Origin of the sequence: Chryseobacterium sp. CBSDS_008, assembly GCF_049959325.1 — a bacterium.
Lineage (GTDB): Bacteria > Bacteroidota > Bacteroidia > Flavobacteriales > Weeksellaceae > Chryseobacterium.
On sequence record NZ_CP188202.1, the window covers coordinates 2503963 to 2523407 of the forward strand.

A 19445-nucleotide genomic window follows, 5' to 3' on the forward strand; every position below is an offset into this window, starting at 1 on the left:
TAATATTTTATACGACATCGCTGATTTTATCTCTCGCTGATTTTGCAGATTACGCAGAAAGTAAAAATCTGTGCAATTCGTGTAATCCGTGGGAATAATGTATACTACTTTAAACCATTAAGAAAATGAAGATTATAAGAATAATTAAGTTTCATCTTTAATGAAAAGTAAAGTGTACCACAAATCTATTTAAAATCCTATAATAAAAAAGCGCTTCAATTGAATTGAAGCGCTGATATTATAATCTCTGATGAGAAAGTTTATTTTTAAGCGTTTTCTAAGATATAAGAGAACATCAATGGTGCACAGATTGTCGCATCACTTTCAACGATAAATTTCGGTGTAGTGATATCAAGCTTACCCCAAGTGATTTTTTCATTCGGAACTGCCCCTGAATATGAACCGTAAGATGTTGTAGAATCAGAAATCTGGCAGAAATAAGACCAAAAAGGAATATCATGCATTTCCATATCCTGATACAACATTGGAACTACACAGATAGGGAAATCTCCTGCGATACCTCCACCAATCTGGAAGAAACCAACGCCTTTTCCGCCTGAGTTCTTAGTATACCAGTCAGCAAGGTAAGTCATATATTCGATCCCTGATTTCATGGTAGTAGCTGTAAGCTCTCCTTTGATACAGTAAGAAGCGAAAATATTACCCATTGTAGAATCTTCCCATCCCGGAACTACGATAGGCAGGTTTGCTTCTGCAGCTGCAATCATCCATGAGTTTTCTCTAGGAATTTCATAATACTGCTCCAATACTCCTGAAAGGATCATTTTGTACATGAATTCGTGAGGGAAATATCTTTCTCCTTTAGCTTCAGCATCCTTCCAGATCTCCACGATATGTTTCTGTAATCTTCTGAACGCTTCTTCTTCAGGAATACATGTATCTGTAACTCTATTTAAACCTCTTTCTAAAAGGTCCCATTCATCCTGAGCAGTCAAATCTCTATAATGAGGAACTCTTTCGTAATGAGAGTGAGCTACAAGGTTCATTAAATCTTCTTCAAGGTTTGCCCCTGTACAAGAGATAAAATCTACTTTTCCCTGACGGATCATTTCTGCAAGAATTTTACCCAATTCAGCAGTAGACATTGCTCCAGCTAAAGTGATCATCATTTTTCCGCCCTCTTTAAGATGTGCAACATATCCCTTAGAAGCATCCACCAATGCAGCTGCGTTGAAGTGCAGGTAATACTTTTCTATGAATTCAGTTATCGGTTTGCTCATTTTTTTAATTTTTGCAAAGATAAAACTTAAAAACGGAATGCAGCGAAAGCACTTGAAGAAAGTATAACAGAGGAGTCTTTTTTTATCATTTGTTAAATTGAATCTTAGTCTTAAGTCAGAGTTTTCAGCAAAGATTACACATGTCAACAGTATACAATTTTATTGAAGATAAAATCTTCGCGTCTTAAAAAGCATTATACAAAAGCTTACGCCTTTGCGTTTTTCAAACAGTTGAGGTAATGAAAAAAAGCGCAGCCAAAATAAGCCACGCTTTCATTATCATTCAACCTGACAGCATTGAAATTTATCCTTCCCAGGCTTCTACTTTCAGGATCTCAATTTTTCTTTCTCCGTCTCTGAAAGGCCAGTCGATTACATCTCCCACTTTATATCCTACCACTGCAAGGGCAATATCTGACAGTATGGAATGTTTATTCTTTTTAAGTTTTGCTTTGGCAGAAGGCACAAAAATATATTCATGCTCAAAATTTAATGTATGGTCTTTTAACGTTACTTTTCTGTCAACCGTTACAATATCGGCAGGAAGATCTCTTCTGAGTACCTGTTTGGCTTTTCTAAGTTCTTCAATAAGTCTTTTTTCTTCTTCGATGCTCACTTTTTTTCTTCTGAGTGTATCTTTTATAGCATCATAAATTCCGGTGGTCACAATAATATGATCAGACATTTCTTCAATTTTTTAAATTAAAATGCAGTTATCCCTGACGATCCAATGTAGAATCCAGGCGTAAAACAGCCTCCTTCTATAGAAAACCGCAAAAAGTAATACATAAAATCCGGAGTTATTCCCTGTCTTGGATCCTGACAGGGCTTAATTGATAAAGTCCTTGGAACTTTTCAGAAAAGAATCTGTATGAAGATAAAGTAATGACAGCAACAATCCTGATTGCCGGCTTTCTGCTGATAAAGAAATTGTTGCTGCCATTATTTATGAGATGTTTGTAATTCTTACAAAGATAGCATTTAAAAACGGAAAGTTGCGGCTGCACTTAAAGAAACTCTGTGCAAACCTTCTTTTTGATCATCATCAAATTTATAGGTCACTCCGTTGTACTTCATTTTACTGAGTGTACCACCGCTTAAGCCAACTTTTGGCCCTATAAGAAAGTTGTTGCTGATCTGATACTGGTAGCCAAAATCGATTTCTGCCCCGAAAGTGCTTCCTGTTCCTTTTACATCCCCGGTTTTTGTAGTATAGGATATTACCCCAAGTGCCAGATCTGCAAATATTTTATGTCTTGTAGATGAATTATTATTTGAAATAAGCCCGGAAACTCCGAAAAATGTAATATTATCTTTTGTCGTTACAGGAACAGACACAGGCATTCCGTTGACATTCCCAAGTAAAAATCCATTGCTGGACGCACGGTAATTAGAATATTTTAATCCAAATGCAAGACCTTCCTTTACTTCATAATGGGCTGCGATGTCAAAGTTCAACCCGTTTTTAAGGTCCTTTATATATTCTTTTTCTTCCCTGCTAAGTCCGGGAATTGTTTTTGCTGTTCGCCATGCATACCCTACGGAAGGTCTGATAGAAAATTTCTGAGCAAAAGACATGATGGAGATTGAGAATACTCCAAGTGTGATTAATTTTTTTATCATGGTTTAAAAGTTTCCGGCAAAAATAAAGTTTTCTGCGGAAAAACTAATTAAAACCTGAAGCGTCTGTTTTCTTTTTTGTCTGAAAGTTTTTTCTTGTTGTCCAGTCTTTTTTGTTTCTGGCCTTTTGAAGGCTTTGTGGCAGTTCTCTTTTTTGGAACAATGAGTGCTTTGTTCACAATTTCAGTTATTTTCTCAATAGCTCTATTTTTATTCATCAGCTGGGTTCTGCTTTCAGAAACCGTGAGGAATAAAAAACCATCGGCATTCATCCTGTTTTTCAGTTTATCCTGAATCAATATTTTCTCCTCTTCATTGAAAAATTCTGAGGCATCCACTTTCCAAAGTACGGTAACAGCAGTCTCCACTTTGTTGACATTCTGCCCGCCTGCCCCGCTGCTGCGGGAAGTTTTGAAACTGAGTTCTTTTGAAAAGTCTTTCATTTTTTTAGTTTTAAATACCAGTAACCGCCTTCTAGAGAGTTACGTTATCCTTTTATACAGTTCCAGTCTGTTTATTTTTCCGTTGGGTGTTCTCGGGATTTCATTGATAAAAATAATTTCTTTCGGTCTGTGGAAATTTTTCTCAAACGGAATTTCCGATATTATTCTTTTCACCTCATCGGATTCATTTCCTTCTATAATCAATATCAATTTCTGACCCAAACTTTCGTCCGGCAACCCCATAAATACAGCTTCGTTCGGAAGTTCTTTTTTTACTAAAGCTTCAAGGGTTTCAGGAGAAATTTTTGCCCCTCCTGAGTTGATCACATTATCAATTCTTCCGAGAAATTTAAACTTCTTTTCATTTTTAATATCCACCAGATCATTAGTCTGCAATTCGTCAGCATTTACATTGGGCGCAAAGATCTTCAGGCATCCTCTGTTATCTAAAGAAATGGTTACATTTTCAAAAACAGTGAAATGCTCCTCCTGCATCGGCATTAGTTGCTTTAACCCAATATGGGAAAGGGTTTCAGACATGCCATAGGTTTCAAAAATGCGGTTTGAAGGACTAAGATTCATCTGCAGAATTTTATTTTTCAGGCTTTGTGATACGGCAGCGCCTCCAATGATCAGATTTTTAATCAGGGAAAGTTTTTCCAATGAGTTTTCTACCTGAAGCGGTGTCATTGCACAAAAGTCTATTTCCTCTTCTAAATTCTCAACAGATTTCAGGGAAGGTTCTGCAATTCTTAATTTCAGTCTCCTTTCTATGGAACGAACAATCATCATTTTTCCCGAGATGTATTCTACAGGCAGACAAAGCAATGCGGTATCACCTTCTTTTAATCCTAAAAAATCACACGTCATTATTGCGGAATTAATCATTTTCTTTTTTTCGATCTCAAAAACTTTCGGAACTCCGGTAGAGCCTGATGTCTGAACCTTTACCCCTGCTTTTTCTGAGAACCATTCTTCCAGAAAATTTTTCACTTTCTTTTCAAATTCCGTATCGAATGATAATTTATTAATATTGAGATTATTGAAGTCTATCAGCATGTTTTCCGTAAATAAATTCTACAGTAAATTTAAAAAAAATTTTAAAAAGTTCTTGTATATAAAGAAAAAAGCTGTAAATTTGCACCACTAAAAACAAACAGACTCATGGTGTAGCGGTAACACTACTGATTTTGGTTCAGTCATCTGGGGTTCGAATCCCTGTGAGTCTACAAACCATCCTTTTTTAAGGATGGTTTTTGTTTTTTAAATCAATACAATAAATTCTCAAATAATTAAACAGTTATAGTAATTTTTACTATAACTGTTTAATAAAGGCTATCTTATCAAATTAAAATTTATCTTTTATTAAAAGATGTAACTTTAATTGTTACCATTTGACCATTTATCATGCTTCCTTTGTTAATATCTACTGAACCGTAAGCATTATCCCCGCCAAGTATAAGATGATAATTTTTGTCAGTATAAATTTTGATAACAACAGAACCAGACGAATCCGTAATATATTCTCCTACTTTTTCTTGTGTTTTCATGAGATATCCAATACCAGGAGTTCTAACTTCAATGGTATCAAATGTATTCACTCGCACTTGTCTAGTTTCTTTATCAATTGAATTCACCTTTATAAAAAGTTGTTTTCCTACATCAGATTTTCTATTACAACTTATTATTAAAAGGAATATTGAAACAAATAATCCAATTTCTAGTTTATGGATGTTGAATTGCATAAGTCGTTATATTAAGATGGTTCATTAATTTTCCTGATTTAAAATATTTTCCTGTTAAGTCAACATTGTTAATTACTGGCCATTGAAATTTAGCACTAACCGGACTTCCTACAAAAGGGTTATCTGCCCAAAATAAGAATCTGTCAATGGGGTTTCTTTGGTAATAATTAGTTACCTTCATTACATTAGCGTGAGTGAACACAAAATCACCACCTCCATACATACCTACAGGATCATATAGAGTTACCTCGGCAACATGAATATTCATATCTCCTAATTTATTTGCTATTCTAACAGCGGCAGCTCCCCCACGGCTATGACCATAAATTACAATCTGTCTTCCAGCTTTATGTCCTTTTCCTAAGTAATCTATAATACAAAGATATAGGTAGGATACGACAGAACTTGTCGTAAAAAATTCCTGTCGGATAAATATTTTTTTTTGTATTTTCAAATAGTATACAAAAAAAGACCTTTTACAAGGCCTTATTAATAAATCTACTATTTTTTAAGATCATCAATTTCATCCTGTATAGCTTTAATTTTGTCTCTAAGTTCCTGACTTACTTTTCCGGGAATCTTTTTGACCTTTCTTAAATCCAGAGCCAGCATAATGGAAGCGATTCCCATGAAAATGAAAGAAACACCAGTAAGCGTTACCAGCGATATTCCTGTAAATACCGGATTGAATATCAGCAACAGGGAAAATATAATTCCTCCTACGCTGGCAAGGGCCACATTTCCCCAGCTCATTATTCTCATGCTTTTCAAATCAAAAGCAAAACCCAGCAGCTGAAAAGAACGGAACAATAAAGTAAATCCTATAACAAACGGGAGTACAGTCATTGAAATCTGCGGATTTGCAATAAGATAAATTCCTATTGCGGTTGTTAACAATCCGCTTACAAGAAACCAGCCCCATCCTTGTAAAGATTTACTGTTTTGGAGGGAAAAGAATATTTCAGTAATTCCTGAAAAAAGGAATGAGACACTGAAAAAAACAGAGAGTGTAACATACGTTGCAAGGGGTACGCTGAATACATAAAAGCCGCAGATCAGAAAAAGAATTCCGAAGATTAATGGAATATACCAGTGTTTAACCGTGTTGGTAAGTGTTTGAAACAGATTAGCCATAATAGTGTGTTTTTTTTAAGCTTGCCTACTTTGTGATGCGGTGTTCGGCTTGTCCACCGGAATTTCAAAAAAAGATCACAATTTTCACCTGGTTTTGAAATATATCCTCTTCCCAAGATATGAAAAATAACCGAAAATCTAAAATATCTATCCCATGAAGAAACAAAAAAAGGTGAAAATCAATTGATTTTCACCTTTCAAAAACATGTTAAATTTGTTTTATACTTTATTTCGGTTTGTATAGTTTATACATCACAAACAGAAAACCAATCCATATCGGAATAAGAATTACCTGAATTTCCATTCCTGTAATACTCATCAGTCCTAAAATCAGAACCAAAAATGCAATACAGATATAATTGGATATAGGGTAAAATATCGATGGAAATTTTGACAGAATCCCGGATTTATTAATTGCTTTTTTAAATTTCAAATGGGTATAGCAGATCATAAGCCAGTTGATAATCAGTGTGGACACCACCAAAGCCATTAAGTATTCAAAAGCTTTTTCCGGCACTAATTTATTGATGATGATACAAATCCCGGCAAAACACGAAGACACAATGATTGCATTGGTAGGAACTGAATTTTTATTCAGCTTCTTCAAAAACTTCGGTGCATTTCCCTGCTGGGCCAATCCGAAAAGCATTCTGCTGTTACTGTAAACACTGCTGTTATACACTGACAAAGCAGCTGTCAAAACAATCAGGTTGAGAACATTAGCAATTAAAGTATTGAACTGAATCACTTTTCCGAAAAGACTGAACTCAAGACCGTTCAGATTTTGAAATACCATTACAAACGGGCTGGATCCTTCTGTAATATCTCTCCATGGACTTAAAGAAAATAAAATTACCAACGCTCCTACATAGAAAATAAGGATTCTGTAGATCACCTGGTTGGTTGCCTGTGGAATCGTTTTTTCCGGATTTTTGGCCTCTGCCGCTGTAATTCCGATAAGCTCAAGTCCTCCGAACGAGAACATAATCATCGCCATGGCGGCAAATAATCCTGAATATCCGTTTTCTGTTTTATTAAATAATCCTTTTGGAAAAAAACCTCCGTCATTCCACAGATTGGTAATGGTTGCTTTTTCTCCTCCTGTTCCACTTATTAAAAGATAGACTCCGAAAATAATCATCGCAATAATAGCTACTACTTTGATAATAGAAAACCAGAATTCTGTTTCCCCATACACCTTTACAGAAGCCAGGTTAAGCGCATTGATTATTATAAAGAAGAATAAACTGGAAACCCAGAGTGGTATTTCCGGCCACCAAAAGTGGATATAATGCCCAATTGCCGTGAGCTCAGCCATACTTACAAGAATATAGAGAATCCAGTAGTTCCATCCCGAAGCAAATCCTGGAAAATTTCCCCAATATTTGTAGGCAAAGTAGCTAAAACTTCCCGAAACGGGTTCCTGAACTACCATCTCACCAAGCTGACGCATAATGAAAAAGGCAATAATCCCTGCTAAGGCATAGCCTAAGATTACGGAGGGTCCTGCCAGTACTGCAGCCGGCCCGATTCCCAGAAATAATCCTGTTCCTATGGCACCTCCAAGGGCAATTAATTGTATATGTCGATTTGTTAATCCTCTAACTAAAGTCTCGTTTTGTCCTGTTTTATTTTCGCTGCTCATTGAATGAATTATTCGGTCGCTAAATATATAAAAACTTTTCAGAGAAATTCACATTCCATGGGGTAAATTGAGAATTCAGCTTGCTGACAGCAGGGAATTTCTATATTCTTTTTTATTATCTGTTCCTAAATACCAGAATATAATTAAAAACAGCCTCTAATAGATAAAATTAAGAGTGACTTTTCAACCTGCTTAACAATTACTATTAAATTTATTTTGATCAAAATAACCTCTTTCAACTATTGAAGGAGGTCATTGTTTATAATTGTTTTAATTGAATGTAAAAGAAGAAAACAGGTCTATAAAAATTCTTTCGGGATGGAAATGTCATTCTTTTTCATGTATTCCAAAAGGCTCTGATATTTATTGTCATATCCATCTGTTCCACACTTATGCGAAATACTACAGATATCCGACGGTTTGATGTCTAAAATATCAGAAATTTTAGTCAGTATCTCCAGATTGATTTTCACCTTGGAATTCTCAATATCGGAATATGCCTTCTGGGAAATCCCCATTTCAAAGGCCATGTATTCCTGCGTAAGATCTTTGCTTCTACGTATTTTTCTGATATTTTGACCGCATATTTTCATCGTTTTTGTTTTAGTAGTTTTCGGTATATTTTAGAAGATTATCTATTAGCCTCCAACAAAGTTAATAAATACCTTTGGCAAAACATTATACACGTTACATGATATTTATTTTCAACCGAGAAAAAGGTCTAAAATAGTTTTTTTTTCAGAGAAAATATCACTTCGGTAAACACTATTGGAATTTATGGAGACGCAAAAATTTAATTATGACAATAATATTGTCAGAGCATTCCTCTATGCGACTATCGCATTCGGACTTGTAGGATTTCTGCTGGGACTTACAGCTGCATTGATGCTTTTTTATCCCGAACTGCCGGAATTTTTATTCGGTACGGATGATACAACTATTAAAAGCTTAGCTTCGGGTAATATTCAGGGGCTGATCAATACCCAGGGAGCCATGGGCTTCGGAAGGATCAGAATGCTTCATACCAGTGCTGTAATTTTTGCTTTCGTGTGTAATTCTTTTTTCTGCGGTGCTTATTACAGTATGCAGAGGCTCCTTAAAACCAGAATGTACAGTGATACCCTTTCATGGATTCACTTCTGGTCATGGCAGATTATGATTATCAGTGTAGTGATCACATTCCTTATGGGAATCAATACTTCTAAAGAATATGCCGAACATGAATGGCCTATTGACATCCTGATTGCATTCTCATGGATTATTTTCGGAATCAATATGTTCGGAACGATTGCCAAAAGAAGAGTAAGACATTTATATGTAGCCATATGGTTCTACCTGGCGACCTGGATTGCTGTAGCCATGCTTCACATCTTCAATAACCTTGAAGTTCCGTTATCTTTCACAAGCTGGAAATCTTATTCTGTATATGCAGGTGTAAAAGATGCATTGGTACAATGGTGGTATGGGCACAATGCAGTAGCATTTGTATTAACCACCCCTGTATTAGGTCTGATGTATTATTTTATGCCAAAAGCAGCTCAGCGGCCGGTATTCTCATACAAATTATCCATTATTCACTTCTGGTCGCTGATCTTTGTATATCTTTGGGCCGGGCCTCACCACCTGCAATATACAGCTTTACCGGCTTGGGCTCAGGCAGTGGGAACAGGATTTTCTATCATGCTGATTGCACCGTCATGGGGAGGAATGCTGAATGGCCTTCTTACCTTAAGAGGAGCATGGGACAAAGTAAGAGAAAATCCGATCCTTAAATTCTTTGTAGTAGCTGTTACCTGTTATGGTATGGCTACTTTCGAAGGACCTTTATTAGCAACAAAATCATTAAATAAAATTGGGCATTATACCGACTGGGTAATTGGCCACGTACACTTAGGCGCCCTTGGATGGAATGGCTTTATGGCATTCGGGGTGGTATATTACCTGGTTCCGATCATGTGGAGAACATCCCTTTGGTCTAAAAAGCTTGCCAACTGGCACTTCTGGCTGGGAACATTAGGAATTATCTTCTACGCCGTACCCATGTATATTTCAGGGTTCACACAGGGATTGATGTGGAAACAGTTCAACCCGGATGGGACATTATTATGGAAAAACTGGCTGGACACTGTTACTGCAATTATTCCATACTTTAAAATGAGATTCCTGGGAGGTATACTTTATTTATCCGGTGCTATTTTAATGGTGATCAATGTTATCAAAACGATCAAGGCCGGTTCATTCCAGAAAGAAGTTCCTGCAGAAGCACCTGCATTAGCCAATATCGGAAGCTCAAGAAAAGAAGGCGAAGGGGTGCACCTTTGGTTGGAAAGAACGCCTACTCTCCTTTCAATATTAGCTTTCATCACGGTAGCCATCGGCGGATTGGTAGAAATTGTTCCTACGTTGTCACTGAAGCAAAGTGTTCCTACCATTACGGCAGTAAAACCATATACTCCACTGGAACTGGAAGGCAGAGATTTATATATCCGTGAGGGCTGTAATGCATGCCACTCTCAGATGATCAGACCGTTCCGTGATGAAGTCGTAAGATTTGAAGGAAAAAACGGGCAATATTCCAAAGCGGGAGAATTTATATATGACAGGCCATTTTTATGGGGATCTAAGAGAACGGGACCGGATTTACACAGAGAAGGAGGAAGAAACCCGGATTCATGGCACTTCAAGCATATGTATAACCCACGAATTACTTCTGCCGGTTCTATCATGCCGCGTTTCCCATGGCTGATTACCAATACACTGGATAAAACACAAATGGTGGACAAAATGAAACTGATGAAAAATGCCTTTGATGTTCCTTATACAAAAGCTCAGATCGATTCTGCCAACCAATGGGCAGATAACCAGTCAAAAGCTATTGTACAGAGAATTTACGCCGAAGCTGCAGATGTAAAAGATCAGATGGCCAAAGAAAAGATTACAAAAGGAGCTGCCTATGTACCGCTTGAGCAGAGAGAAATTGTAGCCATGATCGCTTATCTTCAGAGATTAGGTACAGATATTAAAACAACACAGGTACAAACCGCAAGTGTAGAGTAACATTTAAATTGTATTGCAATGAAAACGAGAACCCCAATTTCAATATATATCGCAACAACAATAGGTTTAACGATCATGGCCTTTGAAATGTTCGCCGGAGATTCAGGATATTTTTCTTCCCCTTTTTTCTGGGCGCTGATAGTAATCGCTACGATCCTGCTGCTGATCATGAATTCGATAGGAGATCTGGTGGAAAATGAAAGCTTCAGCAGATTATCAGAAGAAGAGAAAAAACAATATCTGGAAGAAAAAAAAGTTCCTTATTACCAGAAATTATGGAACTCTGCCTTCAAGAAACAAACCGCTACGGAAGAAAAAGATATCCTTATCGACCATGGTTTTGACGGAATCACAGAGCTGGACAACTCTCTTCCGAAATGGTGGATCGGTCTGTTCTGGTTCGGATGTATCTTCTGTGCAGTTTATCTGGTAGCCTTCTCTTTTACAGATTATGCCCATCCGGATGCAGAATATACCAAAGAAGCAAAAACAATGTTAGCTTCCATCGAAGAGTATGAAAAAAGTGCTCCTCAGATCAACCTGGAATCTGCAAAGTACAGTGCTGATAACATCGCAGAAGGACAGGAACTTTTCAAAACCAATTGTGTAACCTGTCACGGAGACGGAGGAAAAGGAGGTATCGGACCTAATCTTACCGACACCCACTGGATCAATATCAAAGAAAAAAGCCTATTTAAAAATGTATTCTGGATGCTTGAAAACGGTTCTCCAAACAATCCTACCATGAGACCTTTCATTAAGGAAGGAACCATTACCGGAAGAGATGCTGAAAAAATTGCGGCCTACATTTACCATATCAACCAGGAAACTGCTCCTATCACCACAGCACAAGGCGGTGCCGCCCCACAGGGAGAAGAAGCGAAATGGGAAAACGGAAACGATTAAAAAAATTATTATCTATCATATAAACATGCCACGCCCCCTTTACAACTACACTAACATTTGAATTTCATTTTTGCTAACTAACCTTTTCAACATTAAAAAAATGATAAAAGGGGGCGTTTTTTACAATAACAATCCTTGCCTTGGTTCGTCTTACTCAACTATTCACTTGACAACTACAAACTAAAATATTCCATAAAAAGACGGCCAAGGCAGGATTTTTGCATTCGCAAATGGTACCACAACAAAGACTAAGTAAAATAGTATTATTATCTTTGTTAGAAACCACATCGCATTTGAAACTGAAAATCAACACCACAAAACTCTTAAGGCGTATTGCAATAACCTTTATTTCAATATTGGTTCTTCTTACCCTGTTGATATTAAGCCTAAGGCTTCCTGCTGTTCAAAACTTCATCAAAGACAAGCTCGTTGTTTACCTTGAGAAAAAAATAAAAACCCCTGTAAGCCTTGAAAGAGTTTACATCGGTTTCCCCAACAGTCTCGTCATGGAAAACCTTTATCTCAAAGGCCAGGATGTAGACACCCTTCTGGCAGTGAAGAAACTGGATGTAGGTTTACATATGCTGAAGCTGCTCAATTCTACAGCAGATATTACTTCAGTCAGCATGGAAGGAGCCCGTGCCAATGTTGTACGGAAGCCAGACGGGAAATTCAATTTTGATTATATTATCGATGCCTTTGCCACCAGCGATAAAGAAGAAAGCCCTTCCAAACCCTTTATTATTTCTCTTGATAAAATTAATTTAAAAGATATTGGGGTCACTTTCAATGACCAGCAGTCGAAAAACGACATTAAGCTATATTTCAAGTCGTTTGATACAAGGGTAAAAACTTTTGATCTCAGCAAAAATAATTATGCGGTTAATGATATCAACCTTGACGGATTAAAATTAAAGTTAAAGCAGGGACTTGTAGAGGAAGTGGCTCAAAAGGTGGAGAAAAAAGTAGATTCTCTCAATGAAAAGAAGCCGATGAATATTGGACTGAGAGGAATTAAACTTACCCATTTCGATATTGATTACGGGGATGAAAACACCAAAACATTTGCAAAAGTTATATTCAAAGAGCTGAGCACAAAGGTGAATAAACTGGATATTGAAAATAATGCTTACAACATAGCGAATGTATTTCTTTCCGGGGCAGATATTAATGCCAACCTTTATCTTCCGGCCCAGAATGCCAACCCGAAAAAAACAAAAGAACCTGAAGTTTCCAAAGCTTCTGATCAGAATAAAACCATGAAGCTTCTCTTAGGAAAGCTTGTTTTGAATGATACAAAGATAAATTATAACAATACCGCTATTGCTCCGACCCGACAGGGAATCGACTTCAACCACCTTAACTTATCAAAAATGAATGTGGAGGTGAGAAGCTTCAAAATGGAAAATAACACCTTCGCAGGAACAGTAAATTCGGCAGAAATCAAAGAAGGCAGAGGTTTGGATATCCAGAAATTCAATACGGATTTTGTGTATGCAGAAAAAGAAGCGTACCTGAAAGACCTTTATCTTCAAACCCCGAAAACAATATTGCGTGATGAGGTTATTTTAAATTACAACTCCATCGATCAGCTTAGCTCAAATCTGGGCGCTGTAAAGATTTCCGCCAACATTAAAAATTCAAAAATAGGATTCTCCGACATTCTGAATATTGTTCCTACTTTAAGAAATACAGTACCATTTAACAAATATCCGAACGCTGTTTTAAATGTTAACGCCAATGTAAAAGGAAGCGTAAATGATCTTTTAATCCAGGATCTCAAAGTTTCAGGGCTTGATCAGCTGAGGATAACGGCTTCAGGAAAAATTAAAAATGCCATGAATCCTGACCAGCTGTACTATGATCTGAGAATCGGGGAATTTTCTTCCGGTGCCAAAACGATATTTAATCTTGTTCCTAAAAACACATTTCCTTCCAATATTTCACTTCCTTCCCATTTCAGCATCAAAGGCAATGCAAAAGGAACAACGAAAGTAGTCAATACAGACCTAAACCTCTACTCTACTTTAGGGAATGCAGCTATTAAAGCACAAGTAGACATGCGTAGAAAGAATCATGAACTGTATAACGTAAAAGCTAATCTGCAGGGTGTACAGGTAGGAAAAATTATTCAGAATAAAGATATCGGCCCTGTCACAGCACAGATTGCAGCCAGGGGTGAAAGTTTTGATTTCAAAAATGCCAATGCAGACTTAAAAGGACATGTAGCTTCAGCAGTTTACAAAGGATACCGTTATCAAAACATGAACCTTACCGGAAAGATCAACAAGGGGGCATATCACGTGATTTTGGATTCAAAAGACCCGAATGCCAGTTTACATCTGACCGCTTCCGGAATGTATGACGAAAAAAATCCTACGGTAAAAGTGAACGGAGAAGTCATCAAGCTGGATATCAACAAACTTGGTTTCTATGAAAAACCGATGATCATTGCAGGGAAAATTGATGGTGATTTCACAAGTTTAGACCCGAATAATCTGAATGGATATGTAAACCTTAAAGATTTTGCATTCTCAGATACCAAAGAAGTATATCCGGTGCAGGAAGCCAACCTGAAGGCTTCATCTACTCAGGATTCAACACAGATTATTTTCAATTCTCAGATTGCAGATGTGGAACTGAAAGGCAAGTATAAGCTTACCCAGATTTTTGGTGCTTTAACGCAAACTGTCAATCAATATTATCAGTTCCAGAAGCCGGATAAAAACCAGAAAATTGATCCCGGACAGCATTTTACCTTTACAGCCAGAATCAAAAATGATGATCTGATCAGAAAGTTTGTTCCGGATCTTAAGGATTTTGAAACGATCAATATTGCAGGAAACTATGATGCCGATTCTCAGAAAATTGAAATTGACGGGCAGATCCCACGATTATTATACGGTGAAAATACTATTGAAAAGGGAGCTTTAAAAGTTACCAATGAAAATCAGGCTTTGCAGTACAGCCTGAATGTTGCTGCTTTGAAAAGTTCAAGCTTTTCTTTGAGTAAAATCAACATTGATGGAGATGTTGCAGACAATACGATCCGGTATAATGTTACGACAAAAGACGATAAAGATGCTACCCAATTCCTGATTGCAGGAAATGCAAAATCATTGAATGACATTACAGAAATATCCTTGAATCCGAACGGATTAAAACTCAATTATACAGACTGGAATGTTGCTGAAAACAATAAAATCCAGATCAGCAGCAAAGGAATTCTGGCGGATAATTTTATTCTTTCCAATGGAAACAGTGAAATCGCCGTTCAGTCGGAAAGTAATAGCCCGGCCAGTCCTTTGAATATTTCGTTGAAAGATTTTAAAATTGAAACCATTACAGAACTGATCAAAAAAGATACTGTGCTGGCCAGAGGAACCATCAACGGAACAGCACAGCTTCGGGATGTAACGAAAAAAATGTCCTTTACTTCCGATCTGAATATTTCTGATTTAATTGTATACGGAAGCCCGGTCGGAAATCTTGCTGTAAAAGTAAACAATGCTTCACCGAATCTTTTAAATGCTGACATTGCTCTTTCCGGAAATAATAATGATGTAAAAATCCTTGGAGATTATAATACCTCTTCCAGTACCTTCGATCTGAATATGGCCATCAACCAGCTCCAGATGAAGAGTATACAAGGCTTCTCGATGAACGCGATTACCAATACGGAAGGCTATCTTTCAGGAAACTTAAAGATCACCGGAACCACTGATAAACCTAATATTTTAGGAAAAGTAAAATTCAATGATGCAGGATTGGAAATAGCCAAAACCGGAAGCGATTTCCGACATCTGAGTGATGAAATAGACTTTACCAGCCGTGGAATTGAGTTTGATAAATTCAAGATCAAAGATAAAGACGGAAATGCTCTTGTTGTAGACGGGCAGGTTCTTACCCAGACCTACAGAGATTTTGCCTTTAACCTGAATGTGAATGCCAAAGACTTCAAAGTGGTTAATTCAGAAAAGTCCAATGATGCAATCATGTATGGTGTTCTTGCTATTGATGCCGGTCTTCATATCCGGGGAAATCTTGACCTCCCTAAAGTAGACGGAAAACTGAATGTAGCCGACAATACGGATTTCACTTTTGTTCTTCCCCAGTCTACCCCATCTTTACAGGAAAGAGACGGTATTGTTGAATTTATAGATCAGGATCAGGTGGTTTTAAATAAAACGATCAAGGCAGATTCCTTAAATGCACAAAGCCGTATCAAAGGAATGGATGTAAGTGTTAATATAGAAGTCAGCAAGGATGCAAAATTGTCGCTGATTATTGATAAAGCCAATGGTGATTTTGTACAGCTTCAGGGTGAAGCGGAATTAACCGGAGGAATAGATCCGTCAGGAAAAACCACACTGGTAGGAGTATATGAAGTGGAAAAAGGAAGTTATGATCTCTCTGTAAGTTTCCTTAAGCGTAAATTTGATATCCAGAAAGGAAGTACCATTACCTGGACCGGTGAGCCTACGATGGCTCAAATGGATATTACAGCCGTCTACAAAACAGAGGCTCCGCCTATTGACCTTGTAGAGCAGCAGGTAAGCACTGAAAACGGAGGCGCTTCACTGATTAACCAATTTAAACAGAGAATACCATTCAATGCTTTATTGAAAATGAAAGGTGAGCTGTTAAAACCTCAACTTACTTTTGATATTACAACAGAAGAAAAAAACAATTCTATATCAACGAATGTAAAAGATGTTGTCGATCAGAAACTCGCCCAGCTCAGAACTCAGGAATCTGAACTGAACAAACAGGTATTTGCCTTATTGTTGCTGAATCGTTTTATCGGTGAAAATCCATTTGAAAGTGGTGTTGGAATGTCTGCAGAAACGATGGCAAGGCAGAGTGTGAGTAAAATTCTTTCTCAACAATTAAACAATCTTGCGGCAGGTCTGATCAAAGGTGTAGATCTTAATTTTGGACTTGATTCTTCAGAGGATTATTCCACAGGACAGAAAAATACAAGAACCGATCTGAATGTAGACATCAGTAAAAAACTACTGAATGACCGGCTGAAAGTAACAGTGGGAAGTAACTTCGGACTGGAAGGCCAGGCCCGCCAGAATGAGAACATGACCAATATTGCGGGTAATGTTTCTGTAGATTACAGCCTTTCCAAAGACGGAAGGTATATGCTGCGTGCTTATCGTAAGGATGAATATCAGGTGGCTCTTCAGGGGCAGATCATAGAAACCGGGGTCGGATTCATTATTACATTGGATTATGACAAATTCCGGGAGATTTTCCAGAAATCCAGAGAGAAAAAACCGAAAAAAAATCAAAATAACCAAGTGGTAGAATTTAAATAATGAATAATAAGTTCCATATTTATTGTAAATATCTGTTGGTCTCCGGAATGGCATCAACGGTAATCTCCTGCAGCAATACCAGGTTTTTGAAAGAAGGTCAGATGCTTTACACAGGAGCTGAAGTAAAAATTGAAAACGACACAATTTCAAAAAAAGAAAAAAAAGAACTGCAGTCTGCACTGGAAGCCAACCTGACTCCCAAGCCCAATTCTACATTTTTAGGGCTGCGCCCCAAGCTGTATTTTTATAATATAGCGAAAGAGCCGAAAAAGGATAAAGGGTTTAATTACTGGCTTAAATATAAAATGGGCGAAAAACCTGTATTATTAGGTGATGTAGACCGTGAGTTCAATAAAGATATTATTGTAAATTATTCCGAAAACAAAGGGTATTTTAATGCTAAAGCTACTTATGACACAATTTCGAAGAATAAAAGGGCTCAGGTTATTTATACGGTAAAACCAGGTTCCAGATATCTGATTGATGGGGTGAAATTCCAGAAAGATTCTACGTTGGTTAATCAGGAAATTCAGAGTTTAACGGACAGGACGCTCCTTAAAAACGGGAAACCATTTGACCTGGATGTGATCAAAGCAGAAAGAGAGAGAATTGACAACAGGTTAAAGGAAAGAGGTTTCTATTATTTTCATCCCGATAATATTATTGTACAGGCAGATAGTACTGTCAGCAAAAATCATAAGGTAGAACTTAATGTAAAGCTGAAGGACAATACTCCGGATTTAGCGACTCAGCAGTTCAGCATTGATAATGTTATTGTATTTCCCAATTACAACATTCAGGATGTAAAAGATGGCAAATACAGCATCCCGATGGATAAAGATTCTCTTTCAAAATATGCTTTTGACGATATTTACGTCATTGATCCCCAGCATAAATTCAAACCGAAGATCTTTGACAGAGCGCTGTATTTCAAAAAGGGAGATCTTTATAACCGCTCCAATCATAATCTTACGCTAAACCGATTGATCAGTCTCGGCGTTTTCAAGTTTGTAAAAAATGAGTTCATTGTATCGGATTCATTACGTCATAAATTTGATGCGTATTATTTATTGACGCCAAGACAAATCCAGTCACTTCGTCTGGAAGCGTTGGGAAGAACAAATTCGGCCAACTATGCAGGGAGTGAACTCAATCTGAACTGGACGCACCGAAATTTCTTCCGGGGTGCAGAACAATTCAAAGCCGCAATTTACGGAGCTTTTGATTTCCAGATGGGTGGCGCTCAGGATGCCAATAATATTTTCCGTGCAGGAGCCAATGCGCAGCTTTCTATTCCGAGAATTGTAGCACCATTCCGTTTTCATTCTTCCAGTGAATTTGTTCCAAGAACGAATATCACTTTGGGATATGAATTCCAGAACAGAACAAAATATTATACACTTAATAATTTCACCGGATCATTCGGATATGTATGGAAAGAAAATGCAAGGAAAGAACATGAGCTGAAGGTGATTGACATTACGCTGGTATCCCCGGCAAATGTTACAGATGAATATAAAGCCAAATCTAATGGAAATCCTGCTATGCAGAGAATTGTAGCTAGACAGCTGATTTTCGGGCCTACCTATTCTTATACCTATACCAATACTATGCTGCCAAAAACCAATACTATTTATTATAAAGGTATGCTTGATCTTGCAGGTAATATTACAGGGCTGGTTACGGGGGCTGACGTAAAAAAAGATAAGGAAAAGAAAATATTCGGAATTCCTTTCAGTCAGTATGTAAAGATTGAAAACGATTTCAGGTTCTATCATAAGTTTACAGAAAAGTCTTCCCTGGCAACGAGATTCATTGGAGGAATTGCCTATCCATACGGAAATTCAGAATTTATCCCTTTCTCCAAACAGTTTTTCTCAGGAGGAAGCAACAGTATCAGAGCATTCCGTGCGAGAACATTAGGACCGGGAAGTTTTGATCCGAGAACTCTGGAGCCGGGTACTTATTTTGATCAGTCCGGAGATATCAAGCTGGAATTAAATGCAGAATACCGCGCCAATCTTTATAAATTTTTAAATGCTGCCGTTTTTGTGGATGCCGGAAATATCTGGCTGCTCCACGATGATGAAAACAGACCGGGAGCTAAATTTTCAAAGGACTTTTTAAACGAAATTGCGGTGGGAGCCGGAGTAGGTCTGAGACTGGATTTTTCTATCCTGATTTTAAGACTTGATCTTGCGATGCCACTGAGAGTTCCCTACTATCAGAAAGGGGACAGATGGGCCTTCGATAAAATCAATTTCGGAGATCCAAGCTGGAGAAAAGATAATCTTGTTTTAAATATTGCCATCGGATATCCTTTTTAG

The 19445-nt window shown here is 37.5% G+C and carries 14 protein-coding genes and 1 tRNA gene; 5 read left to right on the forward strand and 10 right to left on the reverse strand.

All coding sequences use genetic code 11. The features are described from left to right. Window positions 1-266: 266 nt before the first annotated feature. From ACP3T3_RS11240 to ACP3T3_RS11260, 5 genes are all read right to left on the reverse strand, one after another. Window positions 267-1241 carry a deoxyhypusine synthase family protein gene (locus ACP3T3_RS11240; RefSeq protein WP_426475971.1) on the reverse strand — a complete coding sequence of 325 codons (975 nt, stop codon included), beginning with the start codon at window positions 1239-1241 and terminating at the stop codon, window positions 267-269. A gap of 304 nt (window positions 1242-1545) precedes the next feature. After that, window positions 1546-1926 carry a GreA/GreB family elongation factor gene (locus tag ACP3T3_RS11245; RefSeq protein ID WP_426475972.1) on the reverse strand — a complete coding sequence of 127 codons (381 nt, stop codon included), beginning with the start codon at window positions 1924-1926 and terminating at the stop codon, window positions 1546-1548. Window positions 1927-2222: 296 nt separating this feature from the next. Beyond that, window positions 2223-2864, reverse strand: coding sequence for a hypothetical protein (locus ACP3T3_RS11250; RefSeq protein WP_426475973.1), 642 nt, complete (start codon window positions 2862-2864; stop codon window positions 2223-2225). A 47-nt stretch (window positions 2865-2911) separates the two neighbouring features. After that, window positions 2912-3304, reverse strand: a complete 393-nt coding sequence (gene arfB, locus ACP3T3_RS11255) for an alternative ribosome rescue aminoacyl-tRNA hydrolase ArfB (protein WP_426475974.1) — start codon at window positions 3302-3304, stop codon at window positions 2912-2914. Window positions 3305-3343: 39 nt separating this feature from the next. Beyond that, entirely contained in the window at window positions 3344-4363 is a 1020-nt protein-coding gene (locus tag ACP3T3_RS11260; RefSeq protein WP_426475975.1) for an AMP-binding protein, read from the reverse strand. Between the two features lie 99 nt (window positions 4364-4462). On the opposite strand from ACP3T3_RS11260, the gene ACP3T3_RS11265 reads away from it, so the two are divergent. Next, window positions 4463-4533 (forward strand) — tRNA-Gln (locus tag ACP3T3_RS11265). Between the two features lie 126 nt (window positions 4534-4659). On the opposite strand, the gene ACP3T3_RS11270 is transcribed toward ACP3T3_RS11265, so the two are convergent. The 5 genes from ACP3T3_RS11270 to ACP3T3_RS11290 all read right to left on the reverse strand — a co-directional run bounded on the left by ACP3T3_RS11270 (window position 4660) and on the right by ACP3T3_RS11290 (window position 8421). Beyond that, window positions 4660-5049: a hypothetical protein gene (locus tag ACP3T3_RS11270; RefSeq protein WP_426475976.1), complete on the reverse strand. Its 390-nt coding sequence runs from the start codon at window positions 5047-5049 to the stop codon at window positions 4660-4662. Beyond that, window positions 5030-5503: a hypothetical protein gene (locus ACP3T3_RS11275; protein ID WP_426475977.1), complete on the reverse strand. Its 474-nt coding sequence runs from the start codon at window positions 5501-5503 to the stop codon at window positions 5030-5032. Before ACP3T3_RS11275 ends, ACP3T3_RS11270 begins: the two co-directional genes overlap by 20 nt. Before the next feature lie 47 nt (window positions 5504-5550). Continuing rightward, the gene (locus ACP3T3_RS11280; RefSeq protein ID WP_426475978.1) at window positions 5551-6183 is read right to left on the reverse strand and encodes an HdeD family acid-resistance protein; all 633 of its coding nucleotides are present in this window, start codon (window positions 6181-6183) and stop codon (window positions 5551-5553) included. A 226-nt stretch (window positions 6184-6409) separates the two neighbouring features. Next, window positions 6410-7828: an amino acid permease gene (locus tag ACP3T3_RS11285; protein WP_426475979.1), complete on the reverse strand. Its 1419-nt coding sequence runs from the start codon at window positions 7826-7828 to the stop codon at window positions 6410-6412. A gap of 299 nt (window positions 7829-8127) precedes the next feature. Then, complete coding sequence (locus tag ACP3T3_RS11290) at window positions 8128-8421, reverse strand: helix-turn-helix domain-containing protein (RefSeq protein WP_426475980.1); 294 nt, start codon at window positions 8419-8421, stop codon at window positions 8128-8130. A 184-nt stretch (window positions 8422-8605) separates the two neighbouring features. Here ACP3T3_RS11290 and ccoN point away from each other — a divergent pair, with 184 nt between their 5' ends. The 4 genes from ccoN to ACP3T3_RS11310 all read left to right on the forward strand — a co-directional run bounded on the left by ccoN (window position 8606) and on the right by ACP3T3_RS11310 (window position 19445). Continuing rightward, window positions 8606-10885, forward strand: coding sequence for a cytochrome-c oxidase, cbb3-type subunit I (gene ccoN / locus ACP3T3_RS11295; RefSeq protein WP_426475981.1), 2280 nt, complete (start codon window positions 8606-8608; stop codon window positions 10883-10885). 18 nt (window positions 10886-10903) lie between these two features. Beyond that, window positions 10904-11791, forward strand: coding sequence for a cbb3-type cytochrome c oxidase N-terminal domain-containing protein (locus tag ACP3T3_RS11300; protein ID WP_426475982.1), 888 nt, complete (start codon window positions 10904-10906; stop codon window positions 11789-11791). Between the two features lie 293 nt (window positions 11792-12084). Further along, on the forward strand, window positions 12085-17118 hold the full coding sequence (locus ACP3T3_RS11305) for a translocation/assembly module TamB domain-containing protein (protein ID WP_426475983.1): 5034 nt from the start codon (window positions 12085-12087) through the stop codon (window positions 17116-17118). Further along, on the forward strand, window positions 17118-19445 hold the full coding sequence (locus tag ACP3T3_RS11310; protein ID WP_426475984.1) for a BamA/TamA family outer membrane protein: 2328 nt from the start codon (window positions 17118-17120) through the stop codon (window positions 19443-19445). The genes ACP3T3_RS11305 and ACP3T3_RS11310 overlap by 1 nt, the downstream gene beginning before the upstream one ends.